Annotated in this window: 14 protein-coding genes; 11 read left to right on the forward strand and 3 right to left on the reverse strand. The window is 65.8% G+C overall.

The annotated features are described in order from the left end of the window. Window positions 1-1,278, reverse strand: a 1,278-nt coding sequence (locus tag C100_RS39365; protein ID WP_024020617.1) for a tetratricopeptide repeat protein, incomplete at its 3' end; no start/stop codon positions are given. A gap of 99 nt (window positions 1,279-1,377) precedes the next feature. Here C100_RS39365 and dapA point away from each other — a divergent pair. The 7 genes from dapA (at window position 1,378) to C100_RS39400 (ending at window position 8,692) form a co-directional block, all read left to right on the forward strand. Further along, a complete protein-coding gene (gene dapA, locus C100_RS39370; protein WP_024020618.1) occupies window positions 1,378-2,256 on the forward strand; it encodes a 4-hydroxy-tetrahydrodipicolinate synthase in 879 nt (292 codons plus the stop codon). Window positions 2,257-2,371: 115 nt separating this feature from the next. After that, window positions 2,372-2,854: an SsrA-binding protein SmpB gene (gene smpB / locus C100_RS39375; protein WP_024020619.1), complete on the forward strand. Its 483-nt coding sequence runs from the start codon at window positions 2,372-2,374 to the stop codon at window positions 2,852-2,854. A 2-nt stretch (window positions 2,855-2,856) separates the two neighbouring features. Next, window positions 2,857-3,450, forward strand: a complete 594-nt coding sequence (locus C100_RS39380) for a DUF2062 domain-containing protein (protein WP_024020620.1) — start codon at window positions 2,857-2,859, stop codon at window positions 3,448-3,450. Window positions 3,451-3,496: 46 nt separating this feature from the next. After that, entirely contained in the window at window positions 3,497-5,920 is a 2,424-nt protein-coding gene (locus tag C100_RS39385; protein WP_024020621.1) for a hybrid sensor histidine kinase/response regulator, read from the forward strand. Window positions 5,921-6,003: 83 nt separating this feature from the next. Next, a complete protein-coding gene (locus tag C100_RS39390) occupies window positions 6,004-6,360 on the forward strand; it encodes a response regulator (RefSeq protein WP_024020622.1) in 357 nt (118 codons plus the stop codon). 122 nt (window positions 6,361-6,482) lie between these two features. After that, window positions 6,483-7,556: a recombinase RecA gene (gene recA / locus C100_RS39395; RefSeq protein ID WP_024020623.1), complete on the forward strand. Its 1,074-nt coding sequence runs from the start codon at window positions 6,483-6,485 to the stop codon at window positions 7,554-7,556. A gap of 347 nt (window positions 7,557-7,903) precedes the next feature. Then, window positions 7,904-8,692 (forward strand): transglutaminase-like domain-containing protein, encoded by a 789-nt coding sequence (locus C100_RS39400; RefSeq protein WP_024020624.1) that lies wholly within the window; start codon window positions 7,904-7,906, stop codon window positions 8,690-8,692. A 9-nt stretch (window positions 8,693-8,701) separates the two neighbouring features. Here the strand turns inward: C100_RS39400 and C100_RS39405 are convergent, their stop codons facing one another. After that, on the reverse strand, window positions 8,702-9,862 hold the full coding sequence (locus C100_RS39405; protein WP_024020625.1) for an FAD-dependent oxidoreductase: 1,161 nt from the start codon (window positions 9,860-9,862) through the stop codon (window positions 8,702-8,704). 132 nt (window positions 9,863-9,994) lie between these two features. On the opposite strand from C100_RS39405, the gene C100_RS39410 reads away from it, so the two are divergent. The 4 genes from C100_RS39410 to C100_RS39425 all read left to right on the forward strand — a co-directional run bounded on the left by C100_RS39410 (window position 9,995) and on the right by C100_RS39425 (window position 13,632). After that, window positions 9,995-11,245 carry a putative DNA modification/repair radical SAM protein gene (locus C100_RS39410; RefSeq protein ID WP_024020626.1) on the forward strand — a complete coding sequence of 417 codons (1,251 nt, stop codon included), beginning with the start codon at window positions 9,995-9,997 and terminating at the stop codon, window positions 11,243-11,245. A 67-nt stretch (window positions 11,246-11,312) separates the two neighbouring features. Further along, window positions 11,313-11,660: a hypothetical protein gene (locus C100_RS39415; protein WP_052028326.1), complete on the forward strand. Its 348-nt coding sequence runs from the start codon at window positions 11,313-11,315 to the stop codon at window positions 11,658-11,660. Between the two features lie 60 nt (window positions 11,661-11,720). Then, on the forward strand, window positions 11,721-12,185 hold the full coding sequence (locus C100_RS39420) for a hemerythrin domain-containing protein (protein WP_024020628.1): 465 nt from the start codon (window positions 11,721-11,723) through the stop codon (window positions 12,183-12,185). Between the two features lie 25 nt (window positions 12,186-12,210). Continuing rightward, window positions 12,211-13,632, forward strand: a complete 1,422-nt coding sequence (locus tag C100_RS39425; RefSeq protein WP_024020629.1) for a UdgX family uracil-DNA binding protein — start codon at window positions 12,211-12,213, stop codon at window positions 13,630-13,632. Between the two features lie 12 nt (window positions 13,633-13,644). Here the strand turns inward: C100_RS39425 and pspF are convergent, their stop codons facing one another. After that, a complete protein-coding gene (gene pspF / locus C100_RS39430) occupies window positions 13,645-14,676 on the reverse strand; it encodes a phage shock protein operon transcriptional activator (RefSeq protein ID WP_024020630.1) in 1,032 nt (343 codons plus the stop codon). Window positions 14,677-14,710 lie beyond the last annotated feature (34 nt).

Below are 14,710 nucleotides of genomic sequence, written 5' to 3' on the forward strand. Positions count from 1 at the left end.
GGGCACCGGCCGGCCCAGCCGTTCGAGCGCGAGCTGGCCGTAAAATTGATCCGGGAAGTTGCCGGCCTGCGCGAAATAGCTGTTGGCGCTGGCGCTGTCGCCAGCGGTCAGCGCCGCCCGCCCCGCCCAATAATAGCCCTTCGACCGGGTCTGCGGCGACTTGGCGGCGTCGGCATAGCGGCGGAACATGCCCACCGCATCGCCCGGACGGTTGAGATTGTAGAAGGCGGTCGTGCCCGCCAGCCAGGCCAGGCTGGTATAATCGTCGCGTTCGCCGATCGGCCGGTCGGACACGTCGATGCCCGGCGCATAGGCATCGTCGATCTTGCTGGCGATCCCCCAGGCGAAACTCCACTGGCTGTCATTGGCCGCCGCGCGCGCATGGTTCAGCAGCACCTCATAATATTCCTCGGCGTCGCCCGGCCGATAGATGAGCGCGGGACGGTTCGCCAGATATTGGCGGGCGGCGATCCAGTTGCCGGTGTCGCGCAGCCAGACCGCCTTGTCGGCGACGAAGCCCGCATCGGTCGCCCCGACGCTTTCGGCCGCCTGCATCAGCGCCGGCGCCTCGGGCGCCTTGCGGCGAAAGGCGATGCGCGCGGAAAAGGCCGGGCGACGGGCGGCGCTGACATAGGGCAGCATCCGCATCGCGCCAGCGACATCGTTGTTCCACAGCAGCATGTCGGCGCGCAGGTCATGGTCGGCAGGTGTAAAGCCCGATCCGAACAGGGACAGCAGCCGCGCCTCGTCGCCGGGCTGGAGCGATCCGCCGATCCATGCATTGCGAGCGGCGACCCGCGCCTCGTCCATGCGGCCAAGCTGCATCAGGGCGACGGCGTTGCGGGCGTGGCCGACCGAAGTGCGCGCGGGGAAGCGCGCGAAGAAGGCGACGACCTGCGCGGGGGCATAGCTGTCAGGATTGATTCCGGTTTCTGCCAGCCGCCGCATCCGGTCCTCGCCCGGCCAGCCGGGATTGGCCATGATGAAACTGGCATAGGTGGAAAAGCCGAGGCCATCGCTCTGTTGCAGGGCGCGCCACTGGCTGATGGTGCCGGCAATGCTGCCGTCGGTCGGCTGACCGATTTGCGCCTGCACCCGGTCCCACTGGCTGGGCTGGCCATATTCGGGCGGGATCGGCTGGACCATCGCGCCAGGGGGAGACGCGGGCATGGGGCGTTCGGTCTGTGCGCCGGCGCCGGCGGTCATGAGCAACAAGGCAATAATCGGCATCCGGATCAGGCAACTTTCGATATGAGGAGAGGCGCGCATGCTGGACATAATCGCATTTGCATCCTTATCAGGCCCTGAATGACGCGCTATAGCGCGCCGCTTTACCGATCATGCCCCGGCCGCCCGGAGATTTGAAGGAGTTTAATCATGTTTTCGGGCTCGATTCCGGCTCTGATCACCCCGTTTCGCGACGGCACGATCGATGAGGCCGCTTTTCGCGCCTTCGTCGATTGGCAGATCGCCGAGGGTTCGAGCGCGCTCGTGCCCTGCGGCACCACCGGCGAAAGCGCCACCATGACGGTGGAGGAGCATAATCGCGTTATCGCCATTTGCGTCGACCAGGCGGCGGGCCGCGTGCCCGTGATCGCCGGCTGCGGTTCCAACGACACGCGAATCGCGCTCGACCATATGTATGCCGCGCAAGGGGCCGGCGCCGACGCCGCGCTGGTGGTCGCACCCTATTATAACAAGCCCAATCAGGAGGGCGTCTACCGCCATTTCGCTTATCTGGCCGAACGGTGCGACCTGCCGATCATCCTCTATAACGTGCCCAGCCGCACCATCACCGACATTGGCGTGCCGGTAATCCATCGCCTGTCGGAAGAGTTTCAGACCGTCGTGGGCATCAAGGACGCCACCGGGAATCTGGGGCGGGTCACCGCGCAGCGTCTGGCCTGCCGCCCGGACTTCTGCCAGCTTTCGGGCAATGACGAAACGGCGCTGGGTTTCAATGCAATGGGGGGCAAGGGCTGCATCAGCGTGACCGCCAATGTCGCCCCGCGCCTTGCCGCCGATTTCCAGAAGGCAATGGCCGATGGCGACTGGGATGGCGCACTTGCGCTCCAGGATCGTCTCTATCCCCTGCATGACGCCCTGTTCAGCGATTCTTCACCCGGCCCGGTTAAATATGCGCTCACACGGGTGCGCCCCGACATGCCCGGCGATGTCCGCCTGCCGATCACCTGGCCGTCGGAATCGAGCCGCGCCGCCGTCGATCGCGCGCTGGAGATTGCGGGATTGGTTTAACGCTGCACCGTCACCATATCCCGGCCTCGCCGGGCGCCGGCGCGGACACAGGAGACACGGGCTGCGCATGTGGCAACCGCACGCGCCCGACACGAACGAAAGACTAGAACAGATCATGGCCCGCCCCCGTCCCGCAACCTTCGACAAGAAGAAGATCGTCGCCGAAAACCGGCGCGCGAAGTTCGATTATTTCATCGAGGACGTGTTCGAGGCCGGCATCGCGCTCCAGGGCACAGAGGTCAAGGCGCTGCGCGGCGGCGAGGGCAATATCGCCGAAAGCTATGCCGAGGTGAAGGGCAACCAGGTGTGGCTGGTGAACAGCAACATCCCCGAATATAGCCATGGCAACCGCGAAAACCACGAACCCAAGCGTCCCCGCAAGCTGCTGCTGCACGAGCGCGAGATCGAAAAGATGCACAGCGCCGTGTCGCGCCAGGGCATGACGCTGGTGCCGCTGATGATCTATTTCAACAGCACGGGCCGGGCCAAGATCGAACTGGCGCTCGCCAAGGGCAAGAAGACCCACGACAAGCGCGACACGATCAAGGAGCGCGACTGGAAGCGCGATCAGCAGCGCATCATGAAAGCGCACGGCTGAGCATGGACAATCGCCTCACCCGCTGGTGGCACGCCAATGCGCCTACCCGCGAATCACTGGAAAAAAGCCGGGTGCTGGCCCCCGTCGCGCATCGCGTGCTCGAACCTTCGCTGTGGCGCTTCACCCGCCGGTCCGTGCCGCGTGGCGTGGCGCTGGGCCTGTTCGTCGGCATCTTCCTGCTGATCCCCGGCGTACAGATCGCCGGCGCCGCGCTGCTGGCCTTGCCCGTGCGCGCCAATATTCCGGTCGCGGCCGCCATGACCTTCCTCTCCAACCCCGCCACGACGCCGCTCATCCTAATGGCGTCGGTGTGGCTGGGCAACTGGATGCTGGGCCGCAGCGCCGACGCATCGGGCTTCATGGCGCTGGTCGATGGCCATGCCAGCATTGGCCAGTGGACCGCCTGGCTGCTGTCCGAAGCCGCACCGGCGATGCTGCTGGGCCTGGCCATCATTTCCTTTGTCAGCGCAGCCATCGGCTATGTCATTGCCGACTGGTTCTGGCGTCGTCGCATGGGCCGCAAGTGGCAGGCGCGCAAATTGAGGATTGGCAAGGTCCATCAAAGCAGCGCATTGGAGAAGGCGGCCGGCGCCTGACGCCGCGCCAGCAAGATCCGATGGCGATGCAGGGGGTTGGCCGGTCATGGCGGCACGGCTGAAACAGGAAGAAGATGCGTGGCTGGGCAAGACCCCGTCGCCCTTCGTCCTGCCCCTGTTGCTGGGCGCGGCCCTGCTGTCGGCCGGCCTCGTCCTGTATGCCGCAGGCAATGCGGCGCTGGCGGCCGGCTTTGCCGCCAGCGTGCTGACCATCGCCGCGCTGATGCGCTGGTATCGCCACGTCTATCCCGCGCCGCTTTCAGATCGGGAGGCGACGCCCGACTGGACCGTGGCGCGCGCCGCGGCCGATGCGTCGCACATCGCCATTGCCGTCACCGATCGCGCCGGCCGGCTGGTCTGCGCCAGCGACCTGTTCGGCGAATGGTTCCCCGGCTATCCGACGCCGCCAGGCATCACGAGCGACGCGGCCCTGACCGAAAATCTGTCGCAGATCGCCCGCGCCGCCTGGCGCGATGGCGAGGCAAAGCTGGAGGGCATGGCGCTCGGCGCGTTGCGGCTGGACGTCGACATCGCCCGGACCGGCCGGTCGGAAGATTATCTGCTCTGGCGCTTCACCCCCGTTCGCCAGCCCAGCGCACTGGACGACGTCAACCGTTTCCTGACCGGCGAAGCTGGGCGGCAGATGGGCGAGGCGGGGATCATGGCCGTGATGATCGGCGGGGAAGGACGCATCCGCGCCGCCAACGGCGCTTTCCTGCTGCGCGCGGCCGGGCGCATCGACGCCAATATCACCGGCCGCGATTTCGCCGCCCATATGCGGGTGGATGACAAGGGCCGGCTGTTCCTGGCGCGGGAGGAAAATGGCGGGCTGCCGCTGCGCCTGCTCCAGGTGCCGCTGCGCCGCGCGAGCCAGCCGGGCGGCGGCGGGCAAGGTTCGGCGCAGGACGGGCCGATGCTGTTGCTGCTGATCGACGAGCCGGCAGGCGGCGGCGGCACGTCGGCATTGTCCTATATCGAAACCCTGCTCTCGCTGCTGCCCTTTGGCCTGGCCATGGCGGATCGCGACGGCCGCATCCTGTTCGTCAACAAGGCGTTCGCCCGCGCCGCAGGCCTGACGCCCGGCGCCAAGCCCAGCTATCCCGGCGATCTGGTGGTGCGCGAGGATCAGGCGGCGGTGGCAGACGCCGTGCGCCGCTTCGCCGTCGGTCCGCAAATGTCGGGCGATATCGCCGTGCGGATGCGCGAACTGCCCGACGAGCCGACCGCGCTCAGCCTGGCGGGCGTCCGCGGCCTGGGCGAAGCGGCCGTGCTCCTTTCGCTCAAGGACAATAGCGAGGAGAGCAAGCTCAAGCGCCAGGTCGCGCAGGCGACCAAGATGCAAGCGATCGGCCAGCTGGCCGGCGGCGTTGCGCATGACTTCAACAATATCCTGACCGCTATCATCGGCCATTGTGACCTGATGCTGATGCGCCATACGCCGGGCGACAGCGACTATGACGATATTCAGCAGGTCAAGTCGAACAGCAACCGCGCCGCCGGCCTCACCCGCCAGCTGCTCGCCTTCTCGCGCCAACAGACCTTGCGGCCGCAGATTTTGCAGCTGCCCGACATCGTCTCCGACGTGTCCAACCTGCTGAAGCGCCTGCTGGGCGAAAATGTCCGGCTGGAGGTCAGTCATGGCCGCAATCTGGGCGCGGTGCGTGCCGATCCAGGCCAGCTTGAACAGGTGATCGTCAACCTGGCGGTCAACGCCCGCGACGCCATGCCCGAAGGCGGCACGCTCAACATCCAGACTTATGCCGTTCCGGCCGCCAAGACGCGCGAGATGCGCCAGCAGATCCTGCCGGTGGGCGACTATACCGCCCTGCGCGTGTCCGACACCGGCCTCGGCATCCCGCCCGACATATTGGCGAAGATCTTCGAACCCTTCTTCACCACGAAGGAACTGGGCAAGGGCACGGGCCTGGGCCTCTCCACCGTCTATGGCATCGTCAAGCAGTCGGGCGGCTATATCTTCGCCGAATCCGAACTGGGGCGGGGCGCCAGCTTCGTCATCTACCTGCCCGTCTATCAGGGCGCCGATGTGGAGGACGTCCCGGTGCGCGAGCCGGTGCGGCGCAGCGAGACATGGGGTTCGGGCACCATATTGCTGGTCGAGGACGAGGATATGGTCCGCGCCGTCGCCGAACGCGCGCTGACGCGGCAGGGCTATAAGGTGCTGACCGCCAATGACGGGGAACAGGGGTTGGAGGTGCTGGCCAGCCATGAGGGGATCGACCTGCTGATTTCCGACGTGGTGATGCCCAATATGGACGGGCCGGCGATGGTGTCGCAAGCGCGCCGCAGCCATCCGCGGTTGCCGGTGCTGTTCATGTCGGGCTATGCCGAGGAACAGCTGCGCAAGTCGATCGACATCGCCAATGTCGCCTTCCTGCCCAAGCCCTTTTCCGTCAACCAGCTGGCCGAAGCGGCGCGCGACACGATGGCCATGTCCCTGTCGGGGGATTGACCTTGCTCAGGATCAAGGTGAAGGGGCTGGGCAAGCCGATGCCGATGGTTTAGCCAATCCGCCGGTTGAACAGGGAAGCAGGCATGTCGGACGCGAAATCCATCCTCATCGTGGAAGATGAGGCGATGATCGGCATGATGCTCGAGGATTATCTCGACGCACTCGGCTATCGCCTGCACGCCGTGGCCGCGACGGTCGATGAAGCCTGTGCGCAGGCGCGGCAGGGCGGATTCGACGCAGCCCTGCTCGACTGCAATCTTCAGGGCGAAAAAAGCTGGCCGGTCGCTGACATATTGGCGCAGGCCGACATTCCCTTCGTTTTCGCCACCGGCGGGATGGCGGATGATCTGCCGCCGGATCATGCCGACCGGCCGACCTTGGCAAAGCCCTTCACGATCGGCGCGGTCGAACGCGCGCTGGGCCGGATATTGGCGGCGTGACCCAGCCGGTCCGCGGCGAATAGGAAATTTCCGTTCCCCTCTTGTTCTTATAGAACAAACAGGATACATCATAGACAGGCGCCGAGAGAATCGACGCGATCCGCTTGACAGGGGATAGGCCGATGACCGCAATGCTCCAACTCATCGATTCCAAGAAGACGGGGACAATGGACAGACAAAAAGCATTGGAGGCGGCGCTCGCCCAGATCGATCGCGCCTTCGGCAAGGGCTCGGCCATGAAGCTGGGCAGCCGTGAGAAGATGGAGATCGAAGCGATCTCGACCGGCTCGCTCGGCCTCGATATCGCGCTCGGCATTGGCGGCCTGCCCAAGGGCCGCATCATCGAGATTTACGGGCCTGAAAGCTCGGGCAAGACCACGCTGGCACTCCACGCCATTGCCGAGGCGCAGAAAAATGGCGGCACCGCCGCGTTCGTCGATGCCGAACATGCGCTCGACCCCGGCTATGCCAAGAAACTGGGCGTCGATATCGACGAACTGGTCGTGTCCCAGCCGGACACGGGCGAACAGGCGCTGGAAATCGTCGATACGCTGGTGCGCTCCAACGCCATCGACGTGCTGGTGGTCGATTCGGTGGCGGCGCTGGTGCCGCGCGCGGAAATCGAGGGCGAGATGGGCGACAGCCATGTCGGCCTCCAGGCCCGCCTCATGTCCCAGGCGCTGCGCAAGCTGACGGGCTCGATCTCGCGCTCCAAATGCATGGTGATCTTCATCAACCAGGTGCGCATGAAAATCGGCGTGATGTACGGCAACCCGGAAACCACGACCGGCGGCAATGCGCTCAAATTCTACGCCTCGGTCCGCTTGGACATCCGCCGCACCGGCCAGATCAAGGATCGCGACGACATCGTCGGCAACGCCACGCGCGTCAAGGTGGTCAAGAACAAGGTGGCCCCGCCCTTCAAGCAGGTCGAATTCGACATCATGTATGGCGAGGGCATTTCGAAGATCGGCGAGATACTCGACCTTGGCGTCAAGGCCGGGATCGTCGAGAAATCGGGCGCCTGGTTCTCCTATGACTCGATCCGCATCGGCCAGGGGCGTGAAAACGCCAAGACCTATCTCAAGGAACATGCCGAACTGGCGGCCAAGCTGGAAAATGCGATCCGCGGCAAGACCGAGGAAGTCGCCGAAGGGATGATGACGACCCCCGATGCGGAGGATGATGGCGAATAGGCGCGGACCAGCGCCCCGGCCGGATCAACCGGGGCATGGTTCGCGGTGCTCGCCCGCCTTGCGCGTCACGCACTGAAAAGACCCGCCGCGCCACGCCGTGCGGCGGGTCTTTTACCGTTCGGCCGAGGGCGCGGCGGGCGCGGTTTTCCGACGGCGGCGCCTGACGCGGCAGGCATGAACCGCTGCGGGAATCATGTGCTGTCCGGCAACCGGCCCTTCGGCCCCGGCCGCTGCGCGACGCTGATTTCGACCTTCCCTGCTCAAGCCGCTTGCACGCGGCCTGCGCGCGCTTGATGCTGACGCCACGGGCCGATTCGGCCCACCCCTCACGCCGGATATGGAACCCCATGCGCCTCGCGATCGAAGCGATCCTCGACTATGACTTCGCCCAGCCCACCGACGTGCTGCTGGCGGTGGAGGCGGCCGCCTTGCCGGACCAGCGCATCGTCGCCCAATCCCACATTATCGACAATGCCGGCCCCTTGACCAACAAGGTCGGCGGCAGCGGCGTCGGGCGGCGCACCTGGACCCGGACCGGCACCGGCCGGATGGTCAGCACCTACCGCGCCACCGTCGCGGTCGACCGCCTGCCGATCGACATCGCCGGCCTGAACCGCAGCCCCCTGTCCAGCCTGCCCGAAGATGTGCTGCCCTTCATCTGGCCCAGCCGCTATTGCGAGGCGGACCGGTTCGTCAGCTTCGTGTGCGGTCATTTCCCCGATCTCGACGGCGGCGCGCTGGTGCTGGCGCTGGTGGCGTGGGTGCGCGAAAATGTCGCCTATGTGATGGGCAGTTCCGACATCTCCACCACCGCCGCCGACACCTTCGTCGCGCAACAGGGCGTCTGCCGCGATTTCGCGCATCTGATGGCCGCCTTGATCCGTTCGCGCGACATCCCTGCGCGTCTGGTGTCGGTTTATGCGCTCGACCTTGATCCGCCGGACTTCCATGCCGTGGTCGAGGTCTGGCTGGACGGCGCCTGGCATCTGGTCGACGCCACCGGCCTTGCCCCGGTCGAGACCATGGTCCGCATCGCCGTTGGCCGAGACGCCACCGACATCGCCTTCATGACCATTTTCGGCGGCGCGCAGATGAACAACCAGTCGATCCGCGTCTCACGCCTGCCCGACGAATAGGGCGAAACGTCAGGCCCAGAAGTTCGCCAATTGCCGCACGGATGCCGCCGCCGCATCATGGTCGGGGGTTTCGTTGGTATCGCCATAGCCGAACCATTCGTCCTGCCCGACCTCCTGCACCACGATGCCGTCGCGCCGCGCCAGCATCGCCAGCCCGCCATAATAGGCGCCATAGGTGGCGCCCGGCTGCGGGATCAGCCAGGCGATCTGGCCGCGCACCGGCACGATGCTCTCATCACGCCACAGCGCCCGCGCGCCATAGCCGGTGCAGTTGATGATCGCCTTTTCCCTGAGCCGGGACAGTTCGCCGGGCGCATGAAATTCCATCGGCACGATCCGCCCGCCGGCGATCAGGAAATCGTTGATCAGTTGATGCGCCAGATCGGCGATATTGAACGTCAACGAACTGTTGCGGCGGGCATGAGCGGGCCGGAACGGATGCGTGCCCGGCGCCAGCTCGACCGAGCGCGGCATGATGTCGCGCAACCGGCTTTCCAGCCGCAGGAAATCGTCGGGGCGTTCGACAACGGGCGCGGCCGCCGCCCCGCGCCCGGCTTCGCCGAAGGGCGCGTCGGACAAGATGTAGCGGTCGGTCCATTCGACCGGGTCGCCGGCCAGCCCCAGATAGCTTTGATACATGGCGAAGGAGGTCCGAGCCATCGCCTCCCACCGATCGCCGAATCCGGGGTCGACCGCCTTCTCCATCGCGATCCGGCTGTCGGGCGACCAGGTGCCGGTGGCCCGGGCGGAGCGGACATGGGGGAATTGCTCCCTGGCGTAGATGGTGACGCGCGCGCCCGCGCGCTGTGCCGTCAGCGCCGCCGTCAGGCCCAGCGCGCCCGCGCCGATCACTGCCAGGTCGCGCACTCCATCGGCCATGGCCAGCCCCACCGCCAGTTCGGCCGAGCCCCAGCTCAGCGACCAGCCGCTGCCGCCATGACCATAATTATGGACGACCCGCTTGCGCCCCACTTCCTCCACTTCGATACGGGGGCCTGCCGCGCGGAACGGCCGCAGACAGACCGTGGTGCGAAAGATGCGGTCGGGCGTAGCCCGGATCGGCTCCACGCCGGCGAAGGGATCGAAGGGCGTCGCCATCCCCGCCGTCGCCGCCATCAACGACAGGCCGGCACCGCCCATGGTGCTGACCAGAAAGGCCCGTCTGTCCATATCCGTTTTCTCCCATCGCCCTCTTCTGCCCGTAACGAACCGCGTCCAGCGACCCGCAGTCGTTGCCTGCCTGCCCTGCTTACATTGATCGACATTGTGGACAAATCTCGAAGTTGAACATATCAGGAACAAATGGTTCAGCTGTCGATCCGTCAAAAATTGGAAATTCTGGCGGATGCCGCCAAATATGATGCGTCCTGCGCCTCGTCCGGGACGACGAAGCGGGATTCGCGCGGCGGCAAGGGGATCGGATCGACCGAAGGCATGGGGATCTGCCATGCCTATGCTCCGGACGGCCGCTGCATCTCGCTGCTCAAGATATTGCTGACCAACAGTTGCATCTTCGACTGCCATTATTGCATCAACCGCCGGTCGAGCGATGTGCGCCGCGCGCGCTTCGCGGCGAAGGACGTGGTCGATCTGACGCTCAGCTTCTATCGGCGCAACTATATTGAAGGGCTGTTCCTGTCCTCCGGCATCATCCGCTCGCCCGATTATACGATGGAGCAATTGGTGGAGGTCGCCCGCGCCCTGCGGGAGGATCATGATTTTCGCGGCTATATCCATTTGAAGACGATCCCCGATGCCGATCCAGACCTGATCCGCAAAGCCGGTCTCCACGCCGACCGGCTATCCATCAACGTCGAGCTGCCGACCGAAGGCGGCTTGAAGCGCCTGGCGCCGGAAAAGGATGGCGGCCGGATTGAGGGCGCGATGGGCCGGCTGCGCGCGGAGATGGAGGATCATGGCGACGCGCGGCGGAAATATCGCCATGCGCCCCGTTTCGCTCCCGCCGGCCAGTCGACCCAGATGATCGTCGGCGCCGATGCCGCCGACGATCGCGCCATCATCCAGCGCGCCAGCAGTCTATATGACCGGCACCGCCTGCGCCGCGTCTATTACAGCGCATTTTCCCCCATCCCATCGCCCAGCGCCGTGCTGCCGCTCAAGCGCCCGCCGCTTCAGCGCGAACATCGCCTCTACCAGTCCGACTGGATGATGCGATTCTATGGTTATGACGCCGCAGAGATTGCGGCGGCGACCGATCCGGCGACCGGATGCCTGCCGCTGGACATCGACCCCAAGCTCGCCTGGGCGCTCCAGCATCGCGCCAGCTTTCCCGTCGACGTCAATCGTGCGCCGCGCGAAGCGTTGCTGCGCGTGCCGGGGCTGGGGGTGAAGGCGGTCGACCGCATTCTGGCCAGCCGCCGCCACCGCCGCCTGCGACTCGACGATGTGGCGCGGCTCACCACCTCCATTGTCAAGCTGCGCCCATTCCTGGTCGCCGCCGACTGGCGTCCGACCGGCCTGGTCGATCGCGCCGACCTGCGCGCGCGGCTCGCCCCGCCCGCGACGCAGCTTGATTTGTTCACATCATCGTAATTTTGGGTTGATTGACGGCAATGTTCGTGAAATTCTGTTGCCTGGGTCATTCAAGGAGAACCGGGTCGTGGCAACGACATTGGGCCATCGGACGGAGCGCAAGAGCTTCGCCAAGCGCATCAGCAGTCATCTCGCCGCCGCGCTCGTCATCTTCTGCCTGCTTCAGATTTTCATCGTCGCGAAAATGGGCGGATCGCTCGCCCTGCATCTGGGCATCATCATCGCGATCGGCGGCTATGCGATCGCCGCGCGCGGCCTCGAACGACGCTGGCAGATGCTGGAACGGGGCGGGTTGTCGCAGAGCGGTCTCTCGCTGCGCTACCGCCGCGATCTGCTCCAGCTATGGGCCGCCAGCCTGGTCGGCGCGCTGCTCTGGATTCCGGTCGCCATCATCTTCCGCTTCCTGTTCGGCTGACGCATCGGAGCCAATTGCCGCGCCCATCGTTCTGTCTTCTCGAAAAGAGGAGGACCGACCATGGCCGACGCCGGCATTTTCCATCGCCTGAAACAGGATCACGATTCCCACCGCCAACTCTTCGCCAAGATGGCGGATGCGCAGGACGAACCCGATCGCCTCGAAAAACTGTTCGCGCAGTTCGCGGTCGAGGTGAAAGCCCATGCCGCGGCGGAGGAAGAGACGCTCTACGCCACCATGCTCGCCCGCCCCGACCTGCGCGAGGATGCGCAGCACAGCGTGTCCGAGCACAAGGAGATCGAGGATTATCTCGAGGAGATGGCGGAGCAGGAATTCAACAGCCAGCCATGGCGCGAAACCTTCGCCCAGATGAAAAAGCGCTACCTCCATCATATCGAGGAGGAAGAGGAAGAGATGTTCCCCGACGCCGCCAAGGATCTGAGCGCGCAGGAAGAGGAAAAGCTCGGCCGCAAATTCGCGGAGCGCAAGCCCGCCGAACTGGACCGCGCCGAAGCCGAGGAATGAGCGCGGGCTGACCGCGATCGGCTCTATGCATCGCGTCACCCTCACCGCACCCGATGATTTCGACGGCTGGCGCGATGCTGCGCGCCGGCTATCGAACCATGATGTCGATCCGGCCGAAGTGACGTGGCAGGTGGGGGAGGATGGCGGCGACCTGTTCAGCGACGCCCCCCTGCCGCCCGAGCGGCCCGGTGCTCGCTTTTCTGTCCCGCGCGCCTTTGTGGACATGGCGCAAAGCGCGATCCTTCACCGCGACCCCGAACGCTTCGCCTTGCTCTACGCCTTGCTGTGGCGTGTCCGCACCCAACGCGGCGTCATGGAGGACAAGGCTGATCCTCTGCTGCGGCGGGTCGATATATTGGCCAAGGCGGTGCGGCGCGATATTCACAAGATGCGCGCCTTCGTCCGCTTTCGCGAGATGGAGGAGGATGGGGATGGCGGCCCGACCAGCCGCTATGTCGCCTGGTTCGAACCGGACCATCACATCGTCCGCGCCAATGCGGGCTTCTTCGTCCGCCGCTTCGCCGCGATGCGCTGGTCGATCCTCACGCCGGAGACGTGCATACATTGGGATGGTGCGACGTTGACGGAAGGACCGGGCGCAGCGCGCGATGATGCGCCGGACGGCGACCCGGTCGAGGCATTGTGGAAGGGCTATTATGCCGCGATCTTCAACCCGGCCCGGCTCAAGACCGGCGCGATGCTGTCGGAAATGCCGAAAAAATATTGGCGCAACCTGCCCGAGGCCGCGCTCATCCCGGATCTGGTCGCCGGCGCTCAGGCGCGGGAGGCGCGCATGATCGCCACCGCCCCGCGTCCGCCGGCCAGGCCGCCCACTCCCGCGAACAACAGTGGCACGGTATGGGCCGCGGTGCGCGACGAAGCCATGCGCTGCACCCGCTGCCCGTTATATCGCGATGCGACGCAGACCGTCTTTGGCGAAGGGCCGATCGACGCGCCGCTGGTCTTTATAGGCGAGCAGCCGGGCGATCAGGAGGATCTGGCCGGCCGGCCCTTCGTCGGCCCGGCCGGGCAATTATTCGATCGCGCGCTGGAGGAAGCCGGCGTGGATCGCGCCAGCGCCTATGTCACCAATGCGGTCAAGCATTTCAAACATGAACGGCGCGGCAAGCGGCGCATCCACCAGACGCCCGACGCCGGCGAAATACAGGCCTGCCGCTGGTGGCTGACCCAGGAACTGGACATGGTGCGGCCCCGCCTGGTGGTGGCGCTGGGCGCCACGGCGGCGCGGGCGATGCTGGGCAAGGCGGTGACGATCAGCCGCACGCGGGGCGCGGGAATCGCGCTGGAGAACGGGGCGGAGGGATGGGTCACGGTGCATCCCAGCTATTTGCTGCGCCTGCCTGACGAAGCGAAAAGGGCGCAGGAACGCGACCGCTTCGTTGCGGAACTGCGGATGATCGGCGCGCGGGTGCAGGCGCTGGCCTGACACAGCCCGGCTCTATCCCGCGCTCAATCCATGTTTCTTCATGCAGTGGCGCAACTGGTCATAGGTCAGCCCCAGTCCCTTCGCCGTCGCGCGCTGGTTATAGCGATAGCGTTCCAGTGCCGCCTGCACGATCGCCGCTTCATGCGCGTCCACCGCCGCCTTGAGGTCGCTGATCTCCTCGAACATCAGCGGGGCGGGCGCGGCCGGTGCGGACGGGATAACCGCATTTTCGGTCGGCGCGGTCGCCCGCGCCATCATCGGACGCGGTTTCCAGGGCGAGGCGAACGGGTCGAAGGTGATGCGGCTGATCGGCCGACCCGGCTCGTCCCAGCGATAGACCGCCCGTTCGACGACATTGCGCAATTCGCGAACATTGCCGGGCCAGCCATGGCCCTCCATCTCCGCCCGGGTGGCGGCGGTGAAGCCGGGCCATTGCGGCCAGTTCAGTTCCGCCGCCATGCGCCGCCCGAAATGCTCGGCCAGCACCGCCACATCGCCTTCGCGCGCGCGCAGCGGCGGCAGGGTGATGACCTCGAAGCTGAGGCGATCTAGCAGGTCGGGGCGAAATCGGCCGGCGTCGGCGGCGGCCGGCAGATCCTCATTGGTTGCCGCCACGATCCGCACATCGACACGCAACGGACGCGACGCGCCGATCCGCGTCACCTCGCCATATTCGATCACGCGCAGCAGCCGCTCCTGCGCCGCCATCGACAAGGTGCCCAGTTCGTCGAGGAACAGCGTGCCGCCGTCCGCTTCCTCAAAGCGCCCCGCGCGCGCTCGACTGGCGCCGGTGAACGCGCCCTGTTCATGACCGAACAGTTCCGCCTCGATCAGCGTCTCGGGCAACGCCGCGCAGTTCATCACGATCAGCGGCTCGCCCCAGCGCGGCGAGAGATGGTGGAGCCGTTCGGCGATCAGTTCCTTGCCGGTCCCGCGTTCGCCGATCACCAGCACCGGCCGGTTGAGTTCGGCCGCGCGCCCCGCCTGCTCGACGGCATCGAGAAACGCCAGGGATTGCCCGACAAATTGCGTATTTTTCTCCATCTGCCAACTTATGGTGAAATTTCCCACTCCTTGG

The organism is Sphingobium sp. C100, assembly GCF_000508185.1.
GTDB lineage: Bacteria > Pseudomonadota > Alphaproteobacteria > Sphingomonadales > Sphingomonadaceae > Sphingobium.

Bases quoted from the DNA above. Each gene is read 5' to 3' on its own strand.
- C100_RS39400 (WP_024020624.1), top strand. From the start codon at position 7,904: ATGCGCCTCGCGATCGAAGCGATCCTCGACTATGACTTCGCCCAGCCC.
- smpB (WP_024020619.1), top strand. From the start codon at position 2,372: ATGGCCCGCCCCCGTCCCGCAACCTTCGACAAGAAGAAGATCGTCGCC.
- C100_RS39380 (WP_024020620.1), top strand. From the start codon at position 2,857: ATGGACAATCGCCTCACCCGCTGGTGGCACGCCAATGCGCCTACCCGC.
- C100_RS39410 (WP_024020626.1), top strand. From the start codon at position 9,995: ATGGTTCAGCTGTCGATCCGTCAAAAATTGGAAATTCTGGCGGATGCC.
- C100_RS39385 (WP_024020621.1), top strand. From the start codon at position 3,497: ATGGCGGCACGGCTGAAACAGGAAGAAGATGCGTGGCTGGGCAAGACC.
- dapA (WP_024020618.1), top strand. From the start codon at position 1,378: ATGTTTTCGGGCTCGATTCCGGCTCTGATCACCCCGTTTCGCGACGGC.
- C100_RS39420 (WP_024020628.1), top strand. From the start codon at position 11,721: ATGGCCGACGCCGGCATTTTCCATCGCCTGAAACAGGATCACGATTCC.
- C100_RS39390 (WP_024020622.1), top strand. From the start codon at position 6,004: ATGTCGGACGCGAAATCCATCCTCATCGTGGAAGATGAGGCGATGATC.
- pspF (WP_024020630.1), bottom strand. From the start codon at position 14,676: ATGGAGAAAAATACGCAATTTGTCGGGCAATCCCTGGCGTTTCTCGAT.
- recA (WP_024020623.1), top strand. From the start codon at position 6,483: ATGACCGCAATGCTCCAACTCATCGATTCCAAGAAGACGGGGACAATG.
- C100_RS39405 (WP_024020625.1), bottom strand. From the start codon at position 9,862: ATGGACAGACGGGCCTTTCTGGTCAGCACCATGGGCGGTGCCGGCCTG.
- C100_RS39425 (WP_024020629.1), top strand. From the start codon at position 12,211: ATGCATCGCGTCACCCTCACCGCACCCGATGATTTCGACGGCTGGCGC.